Source organism: Collinsella aerofaciens ATCC 25986, from assembly GCF_964239575.1.
In the GTDB taxonomy this organism is placed as follows: domain Bacteria; phylum Actinomycetota; class Coriobacteriia; order Coriobacteriales; family Coriobacteriaceae; genus Collinsella; species Collinsella aerofaciens_BQ.
The window spans coordinates 192,714-212,207 of record NZ_CAXSQQ010000001.1 but is presented as its reverse complement, the minus strand read 5'-3'; the positions used below and the strand labels follow the sequence as shown (position 1 = coordinate 212,207).

The following is a 19,494-nucleotide window of genomic DNA, read 5'->3' as shown; positions in this document are numbered from 1 at the left end:
CTCCTAATGGCTGGAATAGCAGGTGGTGTGGGCGGCGCGGAAGCGGCAGTGCTCGCGCATGCGGCAGATATTGCAGGTGGGGCGGCTCTGGGCGTCGTGGACTTCGCCGTCAAACAGGCCGATCACCGCGGTCACGCTCTTGGTGGGCATGAGCAGGCTGGTGGGGGTGACGGTAAGTCCAATGAGGCGCGTGGCGTTGAGGGCATCCACGATCGAGCGCTGGGCAGAGAGCGGGCAGTCGCCATAGCCGGGACTGAAGCGCCAGTTGCCGGCGAGTCCGTGTGCGGCGGCCGCAGCCTTGACCTGCTGGTCCATCTGCTCGACGGCAGCTTCTACATAGGCAGAGCATGCGGCATCGAGCACGGCGCCTTCCAGGGGTTGCTGAGCTCCGGTGGTTCGCAGACGGCGTTCGGCAGACATCCCGAGGGTACATGCCATGAGCGCCGCCAGGCGGGCGTCCTTAAGGTGGCGATAGATATCACGACCCCGCAGCTCAACATTGGTGCCAACCAAGCGGATGCAGGGCTCGCCCTGCACGTCAACGCCCGTGGCATCGACGGCAAACACGCGTCGCACGCCGCGGGGCTCGATATCCAGCTCTAGGCGCTCGACTACAAGCTCAATTCGTCGTGACAGCTCGGGCTCAATCTGCTGGCCGCCGTAGCCCAGATACCGCAGCATCTCGGCACGGTCGACACGAGGGTGGTGGGCAGCGTCGATACGGTAAAGCGCCGGCGACGCAAGGTCGGCCGGCACTTCAACAACGGTTGTATCGACGTGCGGTTTTTCCATTACCCCAGGCGCTCCATAATGGTCGCGGCGATTGCAGGACGGTTCATAGTGTACAGGTGCAGACCGTCGGCACCGTGCTCCTTAAGGTCGCAAAGCTGACGAGCAGCATAATCTACACCGGCTGCCTGCAGGCTCTCGGGGTCGTTCTCGTACTTGGCGAGGATCTTGATGACGGGGGAGGGCAGCGACGCGCCGCACATAAAGACCATGCGGCTGATCTGCGACTTGCCCATAAACGGCATGATGCCCGCGGTAATGGGCACGGTGATGCCGGCCTTGTCGGCAAGCTCGCGGAAGCGATAGAAGCACTCGTTATCAAAGAAGAGCTGTGTCACAAAGAAGCTCGCGCCGGCGTCTTGCTTTTGCTTGAGGTGCTCGACCGAGAGGTTGAGATCCTCGCAGGCAATGTGGCCTTCGGGGTAGGCTGCGGCGCCCACGCAAAAGCCGGCGTCGACGAGCTCGGGGATGAGGTCGCGGGCGTAGGCGTAGTCGGAGGCAGGCTTGTCGTCCTCGGTCGCGCCGGCGGGCAGGTCGCCGCGCAGGGCTAGCACGTTTTCCACGCCGGCAGTGCGATACTCGTCAATCTTGGCGGCGATGTCGGCGTGGGTGCGGCCCACGCAGGTGAGATGCGCTACCGAGGGCGTATCGAATTCGCTCGAAATCATATGCGCGATGGGGGCGGTGGTGGCACCGTTACCCGAGCCGCCGGCCGAGCAGGTGACCGAGACAAAGCTCGGCGAAAGCTTACACAGATTGCCTGCCACCTCGCGAGCCGTGTCGAGGGTAAGCTCGCCCTTGGGCGGGAACATCTCAAACGAAACGGGTGCGGTGCCCTGGGATGCTGCCTGCTTAAAAACCTCGTCGACGCGCATATCGTGCTCCTTTAGATACTTAATAGTGTGATGTGTAGTAAGGATTCTACAGCACCACTGTGTTACGGTGGAGTTTCACTCGCTATTTGGGGATACCAATCGAAAATGCTTTGCTATCGGCATTTCTTATAACAGAGCGGTCAATCTAGGATGGGGCTATAAAGACTGGTATCTTATACGAAATACCAGTTAATAGAGCCCCATCCCAAATTGACTACCCTTAAACTATGGGGAGAGGTCTGCAATTTATACAGTTGATTGGCCATTAAGGGCGGCAGCGCCGCTGTGATGCGGTAACCTCATTGATTGGTTTCGCGACAGCAACATAACGGTAATGTCGCGGAAACACGGCGAGTCTAAGCTATGACTCGTTCGTTAGTAATCAACACCGCTTCTCACGCGGTGCCGATACGAAGGGAGTTCCGTATGGCCGATCTTACTGACCGCTTCGGGACCATGGTGTTCTCTGAGGAAGTCATGAAGGACTACCTCCCCAAGGACATTTGGAAGCGCCTTGCTGCAACCCTCGAGGACGGTGAGCCGCTCGACCTGGATGTGGCCAACGCCGTTGCCCACGCCATGAAGGTCTGGGCCATCTCCAAGGGCGCGACGCACTACGCGCACTGGTTCCAGCCGCTTTCGGGCATTACTTCCGAGAAGCACGACAGCTTCCTCGAGCCCAACCACGACGGCACCGCCATTACCAAGTTTACGGGCAAGAACCTCATCCAGGGCGAGCCTGACGCCTCCAGCTTCCCCAACGGCGGCCTGCGCGCCACCTTCGAGGCCCGTGGCTACACCGCTTGGGATCCTACCAGCCCCGCCTTCATTAAGGACGATGTCCTGTGCATCCCCACGGCTTTCTGCTCCTACACGGGCGAGGCCCTGGACAAGAAGACCCCGCTGCTGCGCTCCATGACCGCGCTCTCGCGTGAGTCCAAGCGCGTTTTGGCGCTGTTTGGTAAGACCCCCAAGAAGGTCGTTCCTTCCGTGGGCGATGAGCAGGAGTACTTCCTGATCAAGAAGGACGCTTACCGCAAGCGCAGGGACCTGGTCATCACCGGCCGCACCCTCTTTGGTGCTGCTCCCTGCAAGGGCCAGGAGCTCGAGGAGCACTACTTTGGCGCTATCCGCCCCACCGTCTCGGCCTATATGAAGGACCTGGACGATGAACTGTGGGCGCTTGGCATTCCCGCCAAGACCAAGCACAACGAGGTTGCGCCCTGCCAGCATGAGCTCGCCCCTGTCTATGGCGAGGTCAACGAGGCCATCGACCAGAACCTGGTCATGATGGAGAAGATGAAGCTCATCGCCTCCCGCCACGACTTGGTCTGCCTGCTGCACGAGAAGCCCTTTGAGGGCATCAACGGTTCGGGCAAGCACAACAACTGGTCGCTTGGCACCGAGTCCGAGAACCTGCTCGACCCGGGCGACACCCCGCTCGACAACCTGCAGTTCATCGTCTTCCTCACCGCGGTGATTGAGGCCGTCGATAACTATCAGGAGCTCCTGCGTGCCTCCGTTGCCTCGGCCGGCAACGACCATCGTCTGGGCGCCAACGAGGCTCCTCCGGCGATTATGTCCATCTTCCTGGGCGACCAGCTTACCGAGGTCGTCGAGAAGATCATCGATGGCAAGGCTTCCGTCCATGCCACGCGCGGCGTGCTTGACCTGGGCGCCGATACCCTGCCCAAGCTGATGCAGGACAACACCGACCGCAACCGCACCTCCCCGTTCGCCTTCACCGGCAACAAGTTCGAGTTCCGTGCCTGCGGCTCCGAGCAGAACGTCTCCGACTCCAACCTGGTGCTCGATGCCGCCGTGGCCAAGTCGCTCAAGTCCTTCGCCGACGCACTCGAGGGTACGCCCGAGGATAAGTTCCAGGATGCCGCGCTCGAGTACTGCAAGAAGGTGCTGACCGATCACCAGCGCATCCTGTTCTCCGGCGACGGTTACTCCGACGAGTGGCCCATCGAGGCCGAGAAGCGCGGCCTTGCCAACAACAAGACCACGGCCGACGCTCTTCCCGCCTTTGTTTCCGATAAGGCTATCGCGCTCTTTGAGGAGACGGGCGTCCTGACCAAGGCCGAGGCCCAGTGCCGCTACGATTGCAAGCTCGAGAAGTACAACAAGCTCATGAACATCGAGGCCACCACGATGGTTCGCGAGGCGCGTCGTACCTATCGCCCGGTCATTACCGCCTATGCCACCAAGGTCGCTAAGGGCCTTGAGACTATTCGTGCCGCCGGTGCTGAGGCTGCCATGCAGTGCGAGCAGAACACGCTCAACAAGCTCTGCAACGGTATCACCGCCATCAACGACTCCATCAAGGCGCTCGACGCCGTGCATCAGAAGGCCGAGGCCCTCGATGGCCAGGAGCAGGCCAACGTATACGCGCACGAGGTCGTTCCCGCTATGGACACGCTGCGCGCCGCCGTGGATGCCATGGAGGAGATCGTGGCCGCCGACTACTGGCCGGTCCCGACCTACGACGACATCCTGTTCTATGTGTAGAACGTAACTGACATATCGTCACGGTATTGAGCCGGGGTCCGCATCGCGCGGGCCCCGGCTTTTTGTTTGCGAAGGACGCTTTGAAGCCCGTTTTGCCGCCGATGTGCCTAGGTATAAAGGGCTATGGGCAAAAAACGTCAAATATGAGTACTGTCACAAGTCCTGTAACATTATTTATTTGCAAAATATGTAGTGTTACGCAACATATGTCCAAGTACTTAGCCGATAAACGTCTGCAATTTTTCCGCCGTAGGACGCCCGACGGCTAAATCGCCTTCTGAAGGCATGAAATCGCTGTAACTAAAATGGTAACAGTACTCATATTTGCCATTTTCTGACCACAGGCCTTGCGATGATGCCGGGATTCGCACCCTGTCGGGTTCGAATCCCGGCATATCGGTAGCAAAAAGCCCGTCACCGCGGGGGTAACGGGCTTCTAGTTTCAAATGGTGCCCCCAGCGGGATGTCCGCGTGCGGCTGGCGCCGCCCGCTTCCGCTGCGTCGCTCCGCTCCTTGCGTGCTGCGCTGGAAAACGCTTGCGCGTTTCCTCAGCTCCGCACCCTGTCGGGTTCGAATCCCGGCATATCGGTAGCAAAAAGCCCGTCACCGCGGGGGTAACGGGCTTCTTAATTTAAATGGTGCCCCCAGCGGGATTCGAACCCGCGATATCCACCTTGAAAGGGTGGCGTCCTTGGCCGCTAGACGATGGGGACAGCGGGAAAGAGTATAGCAGACTTTTTTAGCCGTTCACATATCGTTGGCAAACTGAAAAACCACCACAAAGGTGCCTGTCCCCTTTGTGGTGGTGAGGTGCTAGGGGAGGAGCTTCATGGCGGCGTCGTGGGCGGCGTGCTCGTAGGTGTCGTCGAGGGGCTTGAGCGGCAGCAGGGCGGCGGCCTGTGCATCGCCACGGTGCTCGAGGGCATGGGCGATCAGCCAGTCGGCGAGCTCGGGGTTCTTGGGCAGCGCCGGGCCATGCAGGTACGTGCCGATGACGCCCTTGTAGATCAGGCCCTCAAAGCCATCGTCGCCGTTGTTGCCGGTGCCCGCGACGACGGACGTTCCGAGCGGCGTTGCCTCCGCGTCGAGCAGGGTGCGACCTCCATGGTTTTCGAATCCCACAAAGGGCTCAGGTGCCAGATCGGTTTTGACGGCTACGTTGCCGATCAGGCGATCGGAGCCACGTACGGTTTCGGCGGCAATGACGCCCAGGCCCTCGATGCGATCCTCACCCATATAGTACGAACGGCCGAGCAGCTGATAGCTGCCACAGATGGCAAGCAGCGAGCCGCCATCCTCAACATAGGATGCGACCTTGTCTTTTTGGGCGAGCAGCTCGTGTGCCACGGCTAGCTGGTCGCGGTCGGAGCCGCCACCCATCATGACGATATCGGCATCGGTGAGATCGAGTGACTCGCCCATACGGACCTCGTCCACGCGCACGGGAATGCCACGCCAGGCGCAGCGGCGCTCGAGGGCGATGACGTTGCCGCCGTCGCCGTAGAGGTTAAGGGCATCGGGATACAGGTAGACGATGCGCAGCGGGCGCGAAAGCTCGACTGGCGCGATACCGACAGGAAGAGCGCTGCCGTCGGCACGGGCTACGGCGCGCCCAGCAACAGCGTCGGCGGTGGCGCCTTTCAGCCCGTCGAGCTCCTTGACCAGCGGCGGGAAGGCCGTGTAGTTGGCGACGGCGTAGAAGGTGTCATCGGCGGCCTCGTCTGCCACGGCGCCAATTGCCTGCGCGACGTCCGAGATAATCGCGGCATCGATGCCGGCGTACCTGAGGCGCACCTGCATGTCGTGCGCGCGCGTGCCTCCGGCAAAGGCGACAAGACCCGGCGTGTCGGCGATGCGCTCAAAGTCGACGTCGTAGATCCACGATACATCGTGGCCGTCGGCATCGTTATCGTTGAGGAAGAAAGCGCAGAGTCTGCCGCCTGCCGTCTTGATGGACTGGATTTGTCGATCGAAGCCTACGGGATTCTTAGCCAGGTTGGCCTCGACGGTGCGGCCGGCGATATCCCAGCGGCCCATGCGTCCGCCGGCGGGGACGTAGGCATCGAGCGTGGGCTGCAGGTGCGCCGTATCCACGCCTAACTCATGTGCGGCAAAGAATGCAGCGGCAACGTTGTAGACCATGTACAGGCCGTTGTAACGCGTGACGATGTGTGCGGCTGGCGCGCTGGAATCAGATCCAAACACCAGGTCAAAACCATAGCCGTCGCAGCCGAGCTCCACGCCCGTCACGCGACGGACAAGCGCAGGGCGGGCCCAGCCGCACGAGGGGCAATGGTAGGCGCCGAGCTGGCCGTATTGCACGTAGTCATACTCCAGCGGCGCGTTGCACCGTGAGCAAAAACGTGAGTCGCTAATACGGTCGGACTCGGTGTTGGTGGCGCCGTCGATGCCAAAGGCAATACTCGCGTTGGGAACGCGCGCGGCAATCGAGGCGCACAGCGGGTCGTCGGCGTTGTAGATAAGCGTTGTTGTCGGCGAGAGCTCCAACGCATGGGCGATGACCTCCTGGGTGTGATCGATCTCGCCATAGCGATCCAGCTGGTCGCGGAACAGGTTGAGCAGCACAAAGTACGTCGGCTTGAGCTTGGGCAGGACGCGCACGGTGTAGAGCTCATCGCATTCAAAAACGCCCACGCGCTTGCCGCCGCCGGCTCGCTTGAGGCCGCTGCGCGCCTCGAGCAGTGCACCCACCACGCCCGGCTCCATGTTGTTGCCGGCGCGGTTGCATACCACGGTGGCGCCGCTGGCGGCAACGGCGTCGGCGATGAGGTTGGAGGTGGTGGTCTTGCCATTAGTACCCGTAATCACCACGCTGCGGTCGACAAGGCCAGCGAGGTCGCTCAGCAACTCGGGATCGATCTTCATGGCGATGCGGCCGGGGAGTACGCCGCCCTGGCGTTTGAGGACAGAGCGCAGTCCCCAGCGAGCGATATCGCTCGAGGTACAGGCGAGAGATGAGCGGAGGTTCATGAAACCGTTCCTAACGTAAACGACATGGTCGGGTCGAGTGCGTCACTAAAAACCGTAGCGGCGCGCAAATTCCTGGGCAAGCTGTGACACGTCTTCACAGGCATTGGCCCAGGGGGCAAAGTCGGGAGTGTCCGAGATAATACCGTCCGCTTCCCAAACGGCCTGGTGCGAAAGATCCCAGGGATCGCGCGGCTCGGGCCGGCAGGGAAGGTACGGCGTCTGGTACATGGGGTTCAGCAAGAAGAACGCGCCGCCCTCGCAACGGTTGGCAAACTCACGCAGCGCGCGTGTCGCCGGGCGCATCTTGTTCGTTTTGAACAATAGGATTGTGCGGGCGAGCAGATACCAAGGAGAGTTCTCGAGCGCGTCAGCCCCGATCTCTTCCTCGAGTTGGTGGGCTAGGGCAAAAAAGCCGTCCTCGTCTTCCAGACGAGCGAGGGCGAGCAACACGGTGCCTGCGGCTCGGGTGGGATAGCCTTCTGCTTTAAGGACGCGGCGGGCGTAGTTGGCGGCAGCACGGTAGCGAGCGCTCGCCATACATAGCTGCGAGATGGCCTCGAGTGTATGAAGCCACCCGATAAGAGCCGGCTCGCTCACGGTAAGGTCTGCTGCAGTGACACCGTCGGCCAAAACATTATTGGCCCAGTAGTGTGGGGCTTCCATGTCGAACCCGGGCACGCTTTGCTGCAGGTAATCGGCCGTGGTCGCCTCGAGCTTCATCAGGTCACCCAGGCAGGCGTCAACGGGCGTGTCGGCCAGGATGATGGCGAGCAGCTGTGCGTCGAGGACATGCGCATCGATGCGGGCGATCTTGAGCAGCTCATCGCGCATGTCGTCGAACAGACGATTGCGCGTCTGCTCGAACTCCTCGTCGCTGCCCATGTCCTCGATGCGATGGAGCTCGTCGAGCAGGTGGCGATGAACACCGGCATAGGACAGCAGCGCTTGGGCATGCTCGGACTGCGCATACTTTTGAGGATTCGCGCTAATGTCGTTATGGACAAGCTCGCGTGCTGCATCGGTGAGCTCGGGGTGCGACGCCAGATAGGTGCGCTCCAGGTAGGCGGGGATGTAGACGCTCGGATCCATTAGAGGTCCCCTCCCTTAAATGGAAGCCCCTGCTCGGCCGCGCGCAGGATGCGCTCGTCGATCTGGGAACGCACGATATCGTTGGTGGCGACCCAGGCGGCAAAGCTGGCGTTGTCGGGGGCGCCCAGGCCCTCCTGCAGTACCGGCGTCGCCTCGGACAGCGCAAGGACGAGCTCGTCGGTGGAGCCCACACCCACGTTGACGCGGGCATAGACGCCATCGGGAAACTCGGTTTGGAAGTAGAGTGCCTCGGCCGCGTGCGGGCACGAGCGTGCGAGGATGCGCAAATAGTGCTCGGCGCCCTCGTAGTCCAGCTCGCGCCAGGCAGCGCTCATCAGCGCGATGAGCGTCCATGGGTCCAAGTCGCGCTCCGCGTCCTTGGGACGACGGCGCAGCGGCGTGTTGGCGAGATAGGGGACGGAGTGTGCAGAGCGAAACCGTTTGAGCTCCTCGGCGGGGTATTCGAGCTTTGCCATGGCGAGCATTGCGGTGTGGCGGACACCAGCGGGGTCGTTGGGCGCAAAGTCCAAGCTGCGATTTGCGGTTTCGAGCGACATGCGATAGCGGCCGCTAATGAGGGCGCGTGACGCAAGGGCGGCAAGCCAGCGCAGGTAGGGGCGGCGCATGAGGTCGCCTGCGGCCTCACGCTCGTAGGGGTCCTGCGCCGAGGCGATTTTGAGCGCCAGGTCATGCTCGACTTCATCGCGCTTGGATGCCAAGTACTGTACGTATTCCTCGTTGGAGCTGGCGGTGAGCGCCGTCAGCATGCGCTGGGCATCCCAGTTGGCCGGATCGAGCGCGGCTGCCTCGCGGAGCATGTTCTCGGCAGCTGCCTCTTCTTGCTCTGCCTGGGTATCGTCAGGGATAAAGGGAATGCGGTAGTCGACAGCCTCGACCACCTTGGCAATGAGGTGCCCGGCGCGGTCGCGGTCGTGCACGATGAGCGGTGCGGGGTTGCGGGTGAATTGTTCCATCAGACGCTCTACGGCAGCACCGTCGGTGAGCGGGATATTGTCGCGGCGCAAGGCCTCAAGAACGAGGCGATGGTAATCCTCTTGAATGGGATCGAATGCCATGGGGCCTCCTTTGCTGCGGTTAGGGTTCAAATATCTCTATATAAGGTTCTAGTTTACCCGCATGTGGCACACCGGGGGTGCCGCACTTGGACTTGCACCTTTGCACCACGAAGACGGATGTCGCACAAATGTCGGCACCTTGGACGACCGAGTGGTATCACGGTGCCGCAAACGGTCGATTTTTGGCGGCGAACGGTGCATATTTTGGAGGGGCACCGTCCTGCCCGGGATATGTAGTCAACCTTGATAAAACGTTTGCCCAGCTTGGGAGTATGAATGCCGCACAAGGGTCTTCAGGGATAGAAAAAACGTTTCATCATTGGCGGCTTTAGGTGAATAACTGACCAACCAGAACGGTAAAATAGTGTTTGTCTGAGCGTTGAGACGTTTAGACATCGCGCATTGTCATCGCCGGCAACGCGCAAACCGGTCCTAACGGAGCCAATTGGGTGCTCCGTTATATACGCAAGTCTAAGAGGGGCTTGTTTAGGAGGCACAGTATGGGACGTTTTACCAATCCTCGCGATCTGTACTTTGGTGAGGGCGCTCGCCACGAGGTGAAGAACCTCAAGGGTAAGAAGGCCATCATCGTTTCTGGCGGCAGCTCTATGCGCCGCGGCGGGTTCCTGCAGGACGTTGAGGCCGACCTCAAAGAGGCCGGCATGGAGGTCAAGCTGTTCGAGGGCGTCGAGTCCGATCCCTCCATCGAGACCGTCATGAAGGGCGCAGCCGCTATGCGCGACTTCGAGCCCGACTGGATCGTTGCTATCGGCGGCGGTTCGCCCATCGATGCTGCTAAGGCCATGTGGGTCTTCTACGAGTATCCCGAGGAGTCCTTCGACAACATTATCCAGCCGTTCAGCTTCCCCGAGCTGCGTCAGAAGGCTCACTTCTGCGCCATCTCCTCTACCTCCGGCACTGCTACCGAGGTCACCGCATTCTCCGTCATCACGGATTACGAAAAGGGCATCAAGTACCCGCTGGCCGACTTCAACATCACCCCTGATGTCGCCATCGTCGACCCCGAGCTCACCTACACCATGCCCGCCAAGCTGTGCGCTCACACCGGCATGGATGCTCTGACCCACTGCATGGAGGCCTACGTTTCCACCTGCGCCTCTATGTTCACCGACGCCAACGCTCTGCACGGCATCCGCGAGATCGTCGAGTGGCTGCCCAAGTCCTATGCTGGCGACCATGAGGCCCGTCAGCACATGCACGAGGCTCAGTGCATCGCCGGTATCGCCTTCTCCTCGGGCCTGCTCGGCATCGTTCACTCCATGGCTCACAAGACCGGTGCTGCCTTCGAGAACGGCCACATCATCCACGGTGCCGCTAACGCCATGTACCTGGGCAAGGTCATCCAGTGGAACTCCAAGGATCCCCGTGCTGCCGAGCGTTACGCTTACGTGGCCAAGGAGATCCTGCACCTTCCCGGCGAGACCAACGAGGAGCTCATCGCTGCGCTCGTCCAGAAGATCCGCGATCTCAACGACCAGCTCAACATTCCGCAGTCCATCAAGGATTACGCGAATGGTGGCGTGAAGGTCGACGCCGAGAACCCGCAGATGGTTTCCGAGGAGGAGTTCCTCGCCAAGCTGCCCGAGATCGCCGCGAACGCCGAGCAGGACGCCTGCACGCCCGAGAACCCGCGTGAGACCAAGGCTGCCGACTTCGAGAAGATCCTCAAGGCCTGCTACTACGACACCGACATCGATTTCTAATCGACTCTTGTTATCGTAACGAGGGGCTCCGCACGTATCCGTACGGAGCCCCTTTCTTTTTTAGAGAATGGGATAGTTATGGCTGCAATTTTCAATAGCCCCAGCAAGTACATCCAGGGTCCGGACGAGCTCGCCAAGCTCGGCTCCTATGTCGAGCCGCTCGGCGCTAAGGCCCTCGTCATCGTGACGCCTTCGCGCAAGAAGCGCGTCGGTGCCAAGATCGAGGGCGGCTTTGCCGAGGCCAAGGCCGAGCTGCTGTTTGAGGACTTTAACGGCGAGTGCTCCAAGGGCGAGGTCGATCGCCTGGTTGCGCTCGCTCGCGACAACGGTTGCGACATCATCGTCGGCGTCGGTGGCGGCAAGATCCTCGACACCGCGAAGGCCGTCGCCTATTACCTGGAGTCCCCGGTTATCATTTGCCCCACCATTGCCTCGACCGATGCACCGTGCTCGGCACTTTCGGTGCTTTACACCGACGACGGCCAGTTCGATAAGTACCTCTTCCTTAAGGCAAACCCCAATATCGTCCTGATGGATACGACGGTTATCGCGGCGAGCCCGGTGCGCCTGACGGTTTCCGGTATGGGCGATGCGCTCGCAACCTACTTCGAGGCCCAGGCGACGCACGATGCCGACGGCGGCACCTGCGCTGGCGGCAAGGGCAGCATGGCTGGTCTGGCGCTCGCCAAGCTCTGCTACGAGACGCTTATGGCCGACGGCGTCAAGGCCAAGGTTGCGCTGGAGAAGGGTGCGCTCACGCCTGCCGTCGAGCACATCATCGAGGCCAATACGCTGCTTTCGGGCATTGGCTTTGAGAGCTCGGGCCTTGCTGCTGCTCATGCCATCCACAATGGCCTGACGATGCTGCCCGAGTGCCACGGCATGTATCACGGCGAGAAGGTCGCCTTCGGCACCATCGTCCAGCTGGTACTCGAGGATGCCCCGACCGAGAAGCTCGAGGAAGTCTTGGGCTTCTGCATTGAGCTGGGCCTGCCGGTCACGATGAAGGAACTTGGCGTTGCCGAGCTTACGCGCGAGCAGGCCATGATTGTTGCCGAGGCCGCCTGCGCGCCCGAGGACACCATGTGCAACATGCCCTTTGAGGTGACGCCCGAGATGGTCGCAAACGCCATTCTGGGTGCAGACGCACTGGGCCACTACTATCTCATGGATGAGTAAATCAAGCTAAGGAAGGGGCAAAGCCAACAGATGGCTTTGCCCCTTTTTGCTATGGTGCAAACTAACCTGGCCCCTTCGCACCAAGTTGGTGCAAAGGGGCCAGGTTACTTTGCACCAATCGTTGTTTGATGAAGGGCGGATTCTCGTATGGCGCTTCCTATGGTTTACGGCGGTCCCGGCCGGTATGTTCAGGGGCCGGGCGAACTGTCGCGTCAAGGCAGGTATTTGTCATGGTTGGGCTGCGCTGCCTATGTCTTGTTTGACCAGGGCACCGAGGATCGGCTGTGCAGGCAGATCGTCGATGGATTTCTGGACGAAGATCTAAGCGAGCCGTTCTTTAAGATTTATGACGGTCCGTGCAGCGAGATTTCCGATGTCGACCTGCAAGGTGTTGCAAATGCGGTCTTTAGAAACGAACGCAACATGGCCAACGAGCAGGCCAAAGTGACCAAACAAAAGCTCGTGCAGCTCATGTGCGAGGCATAGTTTGGCGCTTGATTGACCTTGTGCAATCGAGGTGGCGATAGGCATAGGCTATTTGCCGCAAAGATACGCCGCGTGTAATTTGCCCGAGGCGTGAGCTAATGGCGTATCATTATCTATCGCTTGTTTGCACTGCTCAGGGAGGGGCCGCGCATGGCGCAGGAACACGATCTGTTTGATGACATTATCGAGATCAGCAAGGGTTTCGACTTTCTTAAAAACCCGCTTGGCGGCGTGACCGATGCACTCGATCCGTCGGCACCGCAGTGGAATCCTGCCGACTACAAGGAGCGCCCGCGCGGCAACACCATTCCGTGCCTGACCTGCAAAAACGAAAAGAGCGGTTGCACCGCGTGCATGGACGTGTGCCCGGTCAACGCTATCGAGGTCGAGGAAGACGCCATCGAGATCCTCGACTCCTGTCGCAAGTGCGGCCTGTGCGCCGCTGCCTGTCCGACCGAGGCGATCATCTCGCCGCGCCTGGCGCCTAAAAACCTGTATGACGATATCGTCTCCGCTGCTACGAGCCACGAGACCGCCTACGTCACCTGCACACGCGCCCTCAAGCGCATGCCGCGTGAGAACGAAGTCGTCGTTGCCTGCGTGGGCGATATTACGGCCGAGACCTGGTTCTCGGTACTGGCGGACTATCCCAACGTGAGCGTCTACCTGCCACTGGGCGTGTGCGATAAGTGCCGCAACACCGGTGGCGAGGACATTCTGGGCGAGGCCATTGCTACCGCCGAGGAGTGGGCGGGTACGGGCATGGGCCTGGAGGTCGACCCCAAGAGCCTCAAATGCCATAAGCGCCGCGAGTACGAGCGCAAGGAGTACATGGATAAGATTGCCCGCACCACGGGCCTGACGGTGACCAAGCTCAATCCGGCGACGGCGGCGCTGGCCTCGGTGACGCAGAAGTTGAAGGCTCACCGTCACCAGATCACGCAGCTCGAGCGCACGCTCAACACCATGTGCGGCACCACGACGACCAAGCGTCGCCGTTCGCTCACGCACGGGCGGCAGCTGGTGCTCTCGACGCTGCAGAACCACCCCGAGCTTGCCCAGAATATGCAGGTGAGCACACCGGAATGCGATTTTGACAAGTGCACGTCGTGCGGCGAGTGCGTCAACGTGTGCCCCACGTTTGCCTGCGATTTGGTGGGAAGCGGTCGCTTTGCATTGGAGTCCACGTATTGCCTAGGTTGCGGAGCCTGCGTCAAGGTGTGCCCCGAGCATGCGCTCAAGCTGGTCGAGCACGATGCGTCCAATCTGGTCGTTGTCGACCCCGAGGCCGAGGAAAAGGCCGCTCAGAAGGCCAAGGCCCACGAAGAGGCCCAGAAGGCCAAGGCCGAGGCAAAGGCCAAGCTTGACAAGATGCTCGATCAGGTGGAGAAGCTCGCGGACTAGTCAGCGAGCTCTATCTCTGCTTCATTTGCGCCGCCGCGGTGTCCGGATTCGCCCGGATGCTGCGGCGGCGCTATACTTATACGGTTTGAAGTACCTGTACCAAAAGGAGCTGTCGTGTCCCTTTCCATCGGTATCGTGGGCCTGCCCAACGTGGGCAAGTCGACGCTGTTCACCGCGCTTACCAAAAAGACCGGCCTTGCCGCCAACTACCCGTTTGCCACGATCGACCCCAACGTGGGTATCGTCGACGTACCCGATAGCCGCTTGCAAAAGCTTGCCGACATCGTTAACCCGGGTCGCATTGTGCCGGCAACGGTCGAGTTCGTCGACATCGCAGGTCTGGTGAAGGGCGCTAACGAGGGCGAGGGCCTGGGCAACCAGTTCTTGGCAAACATCCGCGAGACCGATGCCATCTGCGAGGTCGTGCGCTACTTTAAGGATCCCAACGTCATGCGTGAGGTGGGCCGCACGGGCGAGTTCGTCGATCCCGCCGGCGATGCCGACACCATCATGACCGAGCTCATCCTGGCCGACATGGGCACGCTCGAGAAGCAGCTGCCTAAGCTCGAGAAGGAGGCCAAGCGCGACAAGGAGCTCATGCCCAAGTTCGAGGTTGCCAAGCGCCTGCTTGCCTGGCTCAACGAGGGCAAGCGCGCCGCATCCATGGAGATGACCGACGAGGAGCGTGCCGCCGCCAAGGGGCTGTTCCTGCTCACCATGAAGCCCATCCTGTATGTGGCCAACGTGGACGAGGATATGCTCAACGACGATCTGGCGCCCATCGACGGCGTCAAGCCGCTGCCGATCTGCGCCAAGATCGAGGCCGAGCTTTCCGAGCTCGATCCCGAGGACGCCGCCGACTACCTGGAAAGCCTGGGCCTGGAACAGCCCGGTCTGGACGTGCTCGCGCAGGCGGCCTATAAGCTGCTCGGTCTGCAGTCGTTCTTTACGGCCGGCGAGATGGAGGTCAAGGCCTGGACGGTTCGTCAGGGCGCGACCGCCCCGCAGGCCGCCGGCGTCATCCACACCGATTTTGAGCGCGGCTTTATTAAGGCCGAGGTTATTGGCTACGACGACTACATCGAGCTCGGCGGCGAGCAGGGCGCCAAGGCCGCCGGCAAGCTGCGCATTGAGGGCAAGGACTATGTCATGGCCGATGGCGACGTCGTGCACTTCCGCTTTAACGTGTAAGGACGACGCATATGTTTAAATATGGCAAAAAAGCTGGCTACATGGGTATTGCGCTGCTCGTACTTGCGGTGATTCCGCTGGTGGTTGCAGCGTGTGTTATCCCCAACATTGGCTCCGAGGTGGCAACGAAGTTTAACGCCGCCGGCGAGGTGACGCGCTGGGGTAAGAGCTACGAGCTGCTGGCACTGCCGGTACTCAATCTGCTGCTGAGCGTGGCGACGTACTTTACGGCGGGACGCCAAGCCAAGAACAATGACGACTCCGCCGCCATGGCGCGCATCGTGTGCGAGCGCTACCTGCGCAACGGTTGCATCACGGGTGTGTTCCTCAACGTGATCAACGTTTACTTTATGTACTCGGCGATTACCGGAACGGGCTTTGGCCTTGGTTTCTAGCTTGTCCTTTTAGGCAACGAGCCTGCACATATATTCAATGGCTGCTGCGAGGCCGCCGCTCGATCGTGGTTTAAAGACCATGTCGGCGGCGGTCTCGTTTTCGTATCCGGCACCGCGAAGGGCGAGTGCGATGCCGGCTTCCAGGAGAAGGGGCAGACCGCGTTGGCTGGTTGCGATTACGGCAGCCTGATTGAGCGAGCAGCTGTGCGCTTGGCATTGGATGGCAAGTTCACCTTGCGCCGGGCAAGGGACCAGAACAGCGGCGACGCGACTTGATAGCAATGCAAATGCTGTGCGCTCATCGGGCGAAAGGCATTCTGCTTCAACGACGACGAGCTTGGGCGGTGCGCTGTTTGTGCGAAGCGTGGCTCGGTACATGCGGACCGAAGAACCCGACATAGAAAACTCCTGTGTATTCGGCAAAACGTAAACTATAGTTTACGTTTATGTTCGGCTCCATTTCAAACTCGGCTGCATGGACGAACGTGCGAAACAGATTCTTGGCAGGCGGGTCGAAGAGACACGCAGGGACCTTGGTATCTCCAAGGTTGATTTTTGTGTGGCGACAGGAATCAGCCGACCCTACCTCGACCGAATCGAAGATGGGACGGCAAATTTCACGCTCAAGGTTCTATTTAAGATCGCGCCCGCACTCGGCATGACGGTGTCAGAGCTTCTCGAGGGTATCGAATAGGGGATACCCGTCGACAACTGAATTACGCCATCGGGATACGGTCGTGGTTGACTTGGCTGTAGAACAGGCGCTGGATTTCGGCGGCATCGCGTGACTGGCCGAGTGCCCACATGGTCTTGGCCACGAGCGTCTCGGTGGTCATGTCATCGCCACGCAGAATGCCCGGATGATCGGCGTAAGCACGGCCGACCTCATAAACGCCCAGATCGAGGCCCTCTTCGGGGACCTGCGTGGTCATAACGACGGTGCGGCCCGAATCGACCCAGTGGAAAATCGCCTCCTGGAATGACTCGCCGGACTCGCCAAACTCGGGAATACCGCCAATGCCAAAGGTCTCCAGAATCACGGCGTCGTAGCTATCGGCAAGGGCGTCAAGGATACCCGGGTTTACGCCGGGCGTCAGCTTAAGGACAAACACGCGCGGGTCGATGCTGTCGTAGAAACGCACCGGGTTTTCGCCCTGATGCGTGCCGTGAAGCCCGTTGCGCACGATGCGGTCGTTGCGGATGTAGGCAATGGGCGGATAGTTGACGCTAATGAACGCGTTAAAGCTCATGGTGCGCTGCTTGCGGGCGCGCGTACCGGCAATGGCGACGCCGCCAAACACGATAGAGACGTCGTGCGAATGCTCATCGAGCGCATAGAGCAGGCTCTGGTACAGATTGAGCTTGGCATCGGTAAAGGGGTTGCCCATGGGTTTTTGCGAGCCGGTGAGCACGATGGGCTTGGGGCTGTCCTGAATTAGATAGGAAAGCGCTGCCGCGGTGTAGCTCATAGTGTCGGTGCCGTGCAGAATCACGAAACCGTCGTGATCGGCATAGCCCTCGACGATGACGTCGCGGATACGCATCCAGTCACTGGGACGCATATTGGTGCTGTCGATGTTCATGGGCTGCACGACGTCGAGCTCGCAGAGGCCCGAGATCTCGGGGACGCTCTGGGCGAGCTCCTCACCGGTCAGGGCGGGGGAGAGACCGTTGCCGTCTTCGGTCGATGCGATGGTGCCGCCCGTGGCGATGAGAAGGATGCGCTTCATGCTGGTATTCCTATCGTATTTGCCGCCGCAGAGGCGGAGTCGTTCGGCAGTATTGTGGCACAGGGCGTCCAATGTTCAAACGTATTACATCATCTGTAACGTTTGGTAACACTTCAATTGCCGTCAAATAGGGGCCCTGGTCGTGCGTTTGCCGTGCGCTGATGGCTGCGAGGGACGAGAAACCCCATATAACGTGTACACTATGGAGGTTATTTTCGTTCATTCACGCGGGTGGGCACCGGCTCCCCGCCAACAAGAGGGGGAAACCATGGATCAAAAGGCTTCCGCAAAGGTCCTCGTACTCGACTTTGGTGCGCAGTACGGTCAGCTTATTGCCCGTCGCGTTCGCGACCTCAACGTGTATTCCGAGATTGTCCCCTGCGACATCTCGGCCGACGAGATTCGCGAGATGAACGCCTCCGCGCTCATCCTTTCTGGCGGTCCGGCCTCCGTGTACGCCGAGGACGCTCCGTCTATCGACCCCGCCATTTTTGACCTGGGCCTTCCCGTCTTGGGCTTCTGCTACGGCCATCAGATCACGGCAGTGACGCTCGGCGGCAAGGTCGGTCACTCCGAGGTGGGCGAGTACGGCCGCGCCACCATCACGCGCACGGCCGGCGCCAAGCTCTTTAACTCCACGCCCATGGAGCAGACCGTGTGGATGAGCCATCGCGACGCCGTTTCCGAGGTGCCCGAGGGCTTTACCGTTACCGCCAGCACCGACGTGTGCCCGGTTGCCGCCATGGAGTGCGTCGAGCGCAAGATCTTCACCACGCAGTTCCACCCCGAGGTCAAGCACTCCGAGTACGGTCAGCAGCTGCTGAGCAACTTCCTGTTTGAGATCTGCGGCCTGGAGCCCAACTGGAGTATGGACAACCTGGTCGAGACCATGACGGCCGAGTTCCGCGAGAAGGTCGGCGACGACCGCGTGATTCTGGCCCTGTCCGGTGGCGTCGACTCCTCCGTCGTGGCTGCGCTGGGCGCTCGCGCCGTGGGCAAGCAGATGACCTGCGTGTTCATCAACCACGGTCTGCTGCGCAAGGGCGAGCCCGAGCAGGTGGAGGAGGTCTTCACCAAGCAGTTCGATGTCGACTTTATCCACGTCCACGCCGAAGACCGTTATGCCGAGCTTCTGGCCGGTGTGACCGAGCCCGAGGAGAAGCGCCGCATCATCGGCACGCAGTTCTGGAAAGAGTTCTTCGCGGTTGCTCAGCAGCTTGAGACCGATGGTAAACCCGTGAAGTACCTGGCTCAGGGCACCATCTACCCCGATATCATCGAGTCCGGCGCTCGCAAGACGGGCGGCAAGACGGCCACCATCAAGAGCCACCACAACCTGATCCCGTTCCCCGATGGCGTGCACTTCGACCTCATTGAGCCGCTCGACCACTTCTTTAAGGACGAGGTCCGCGCACTTGGTCTGGCGCTGGGCCTGCCGGGTCACATCGTGTTCCGTCAGCCCTTCCCGGGCCCGGGTCTGGCCATCCGCATCATCGGTGCGGTCGACAAGGAGAAACTCGAGATCCTCAAGAATGCCGACGCTATCGTGCGCGAGGAGCTCGACGCCTACAACCAGCGCCTGTTTGAGCAGACCGGCGAGCGCAACTCCGAGCACAGCTGCTGGCAGTACTTTGCGGTTCTGCCCGACATTAAGTCCGTCGGCGTTATGGGCGACGAGCGCACCTACCAGCGCCCGATTATCCTGCGTGCCGTCGAGTCCAGCGATGCCATGACCGCCGACTGGGCCAAGCTGCCCTACGACGTGCTGGCCCGCATCTCCGGCCGCATCGTCGCCGAGGTCCCTGGCGCCAACCGCGTGTGCTACGACATCACGTCCAAGCCGCCCGCGACCATCGAGTGGGAATAATCAGAGACCCTTTGCGAGGGAGGTCGGAAACGGCCTCCCTCGTTTTTTATTTGCGTGCCATGGGTGCTTATGCATTGTGGTGTATGTGGTACATGCAAACCAGCCACGCAATCTCTCAAGCTGTTTAGCTGGGATTATTGTTTGCTGGTATGTTTTAAAGTGCTTTCAATTACCGAAGCAACGT

17 protein-coding genes and 1 tRNA gene are annotated in these 19,494 nt (G+C 60.6%); 9 read left to right on the top strand and 9 right to left on the bottom strand.

What is annotated here, in order from left to right; translation table 11 throughout:
- Positions 1–3: 3 nt before the first annotated feature.
- The gene (locus ACESUZ_RS00955; RefSeq protein ID WP_373198021.1) at positions 4–792 is read right to left on the bottom strand and encodes a hypothetical protein; all 789 of its coding nucleotides are present in this window, start codon (positions 790–792) and stop codon (positions 4–6) included.
- Positions 792–1,664, bottom strand: a complete 873-nt coding sequence (locus ACESUZ_RS00950) for a methylenetetrahydrofolate reductase (RefSeq protein WP_161115993.1) — start codon at positions 1,662–1,664, stop codon at positions 792–794. The genes ACESUZ_RS00955 and ACESUZ_RS00950 overlap by 1 nt, the downstream gene beginning before the upstream one ends.
- Before the next feature lie 426 nt (positions 1,665–2,090).
- Between ACESUZ_RS00950 and ACESUZ_RS00945 the strand changes: the two genes are divergently transcribed.
- Entirely contained in the window at positions 2,091–4,178 is a 2,088-nt protein-coding gene (locus tag ACESUZ_RS00945) for a glutamine synthetase III family protein (RefSeq protein WP_195621871.1), read from the top strand.
- Between the two features lie 218 nt (positions 4,179–4,396).
- On the opposite strand, the gene ACESUZ_RS00940 is transcribed toward ACESUZ_RS00945, so the two are convergent.
- The 5 genes from ACESUZ_RS00940 to ACESUZ_RS00920 form a co-directional block, all read right to left on the bottom strand.
- On the bottom strand, positions 4,397–4,624 hold the full coding sequence (locus tag ACESUZ_RS00940) for a hypothetical protein (RefSeq protein ID WP_373198020.1): 228 nt from the start codon (positions 4,622–4,624) through the stop codon (positions 4,397–4,399).
- Positions 4,625–4,814: 190 nt separating this feature from the next.
- Positions 4,815–4,891: transfer RNA gene (locus ACESUZ_RS00935), tRNA-Glu, on the bottom strand.
- 100 nt (positions 4,892–4,991) lie between these two features.
- Positions 4,992–7,169 carry a MurT ligase domain-containing protein gene (locus tag ACESUZ_RS00930; RefSeq protein ID WP_373198019.1) on the bottom strand — a complete coding sequence of 726 codons (2,178 nt, stop codon included), beginning with the start codon at positions 7,167–7,169 and terminating at the stop codon, positions 4,992–4,994.
- A gap of 45 nt (positions 7,170–7,214) precedes the next feature.
- A complete protein-coding gene (locus ACESUZ_RS00925) occupies positions 7,215–8,258 on the bottom strand; it encodes a hypothetical protein (protein ID WP_373198018.1) in 1,044 nt (347 codons plus the stop codon).
- Complete coding sequence (locus ACESUZ_RS00920) at positions 8,258–9,334, bottom strand: tetratricopeptide repeat protein (RefSeq protein ID WP_373198017.1); 1,077 nt, start codon at positions 9,332–9,334, stop codon at positions 8,258–8,260. The genes ACESUZ_RS00925 and ACESUZ_RS00920 overlap by 1 nt, the downstream gene beginning before the upstream one ends.
- Before the next feature lie 500 nt (positions 9,335–9,834).
- On the opposite strand from ACESUZ_RS00920, the gene ACESUZ_RS00915 reads away from it, so the two are divergent.
- The 6 genes from ACESUZ_RS00915 to ACESUZ_RS00890 all read left to right on the top strand — a co-directional run bounded on the left by ACESUZ_RS00915 (position 9,835) and on the right by ACESUZ_RS00890 (position 15,713).
- Positions 9,835–11,058 carry an iron-containing alcohol dehydrogenase gene (locus tag ACESUZ_RS00915; protein ID WP_022093871.1) on the top strand — a complete coding sequence of 408 codons (1,224 nt, stop codon included), beginning with the start codon at positions 9,835–9,837 and terminating at the stop codon, positions 11,056–11,058.
- 78 nt (positions 11,059–11,136) lie between these two features.
- The gene (locus ACESUZ_RS00910; protein ID WP_373198016.1) at positions 11,137–12,237 is read left to right on the top strand and encodes a glycerol dehydrogenase; all 1,101 of its coding nucleotides are present in this window, start codon (positions 11,137–11,139) and stop codon (positions 12,235–12,237) included.
- A 147-nt stretch (positions 12,238–12,384) separates the two neighbouring features.
- The gene (locus ACESUZ_RS00905; RefSeq protein ID WP_373198015.1) at positions 12,385–12,723 is read left to right on the top strand and encodes a hypothetical protein; all 339 of its coding nucleotides are present in this window, start codon (positions 12,385–12,387) and stop codon (positions 12,721–12,723) included.
- Between the two features lie 150 nt (positions 12,724–12,873).
- Positions 12,874–14,127, top strand: a complete 1,254-nt coding sequence (locus ACESUZ_RS00900) for a 4Fe-4S binding protein (RefSeq protein WP_271746928.1) — start codon at positions 12,874–12,876, stop codon at positions 14,125–14,127.
- Between the two features lie 114 nt (positions 14,128–14,241).
- Entirely contained in the window at positions 14,242–15,318 is a 1,077-nt protein-coding gene (ychF, locus tag ACESUZ_RS00895; protein ID WP_035136922.1) for a redox-regulated ATPase YchF, read from the top strand.
- A gap of 11 nt (positions 15,319–15,329) precedes the next feature.
- A complete protein-coding gene (locus ACESUZ_RS00890; protein WP_373198014.1) occupies positions 15,330–15,713 on the top strand; it encodes a DUF1648 domain-containing protein in 384 nt (127 codons plus the stop codon).
- 9 nt (positions 15,714–15,722) lie between these two features.
- Here ACESUZ_RS00890 and ACESUZ_RS00885 read toward each other — a convergent pair whose 3' ends face one another.
- Positions 15,723–16,112, bottom strand: a complete 390-nt coding sequence (locus ACESUZ_RS00885) for a hypothetical protein (RefSeq protein ID WP_373198013.1) — start codon at positions 16,110–16,112, stop codon at positions 15,723–15,725.
- A gap of 76 nt (positions 16,113–16,188) precedes the next feature.
- Between ACESUZ_RS00885 and ACESUZ_RS00880 the strand changes: the two genes are divergently transcribed.
- Positions 16,189–16,407: a helix-turn-helix domain-containing protein gene (locus ACESUZ_RS00880; protein WP_035136926.1), complete on the top strand. Its 219-nt coding sequence runs from the start codon at positions 16,189–16,191 to the stop codon at positions 16,405–16,407.
- A gap of 22 nt (positions 16,408–16,429) precedes the next feature.
- Here the strand turns inward: ACESUZ_RS00880 and ACESUZ_RS00875 are convergent, their stop codons facing one another.
- Complete coding sequence (locus ACESUZ_RS00875) at positions 16,430–17,443, bottom strand: asparaginase (RefSeq protein ID WP_373198012.1); 1,014 nt, start codon at positions 17,441–17,443, stop codon at positions 16,430–16,432.
- A gap of 268 nt (positions 17,444–17,711) precedes the next feature.
- Between ACESUZ_RS00875 and guaA the strand changes: the two genes are divergently transcribed.
- Positions 17,712–19,310, top strand: coding sequence for a glutamine-hydrolyzing GMP synthase (gene guaA / locus ACESUZ_RS00870; protein ID WP_373198011.1), 1,599 nt, complete (start codon positions 17,712–17,714; stop codon positions 19,308–19,310).
- Positions 19,311–19,494 lie beyond the last annotated feature (184 nt).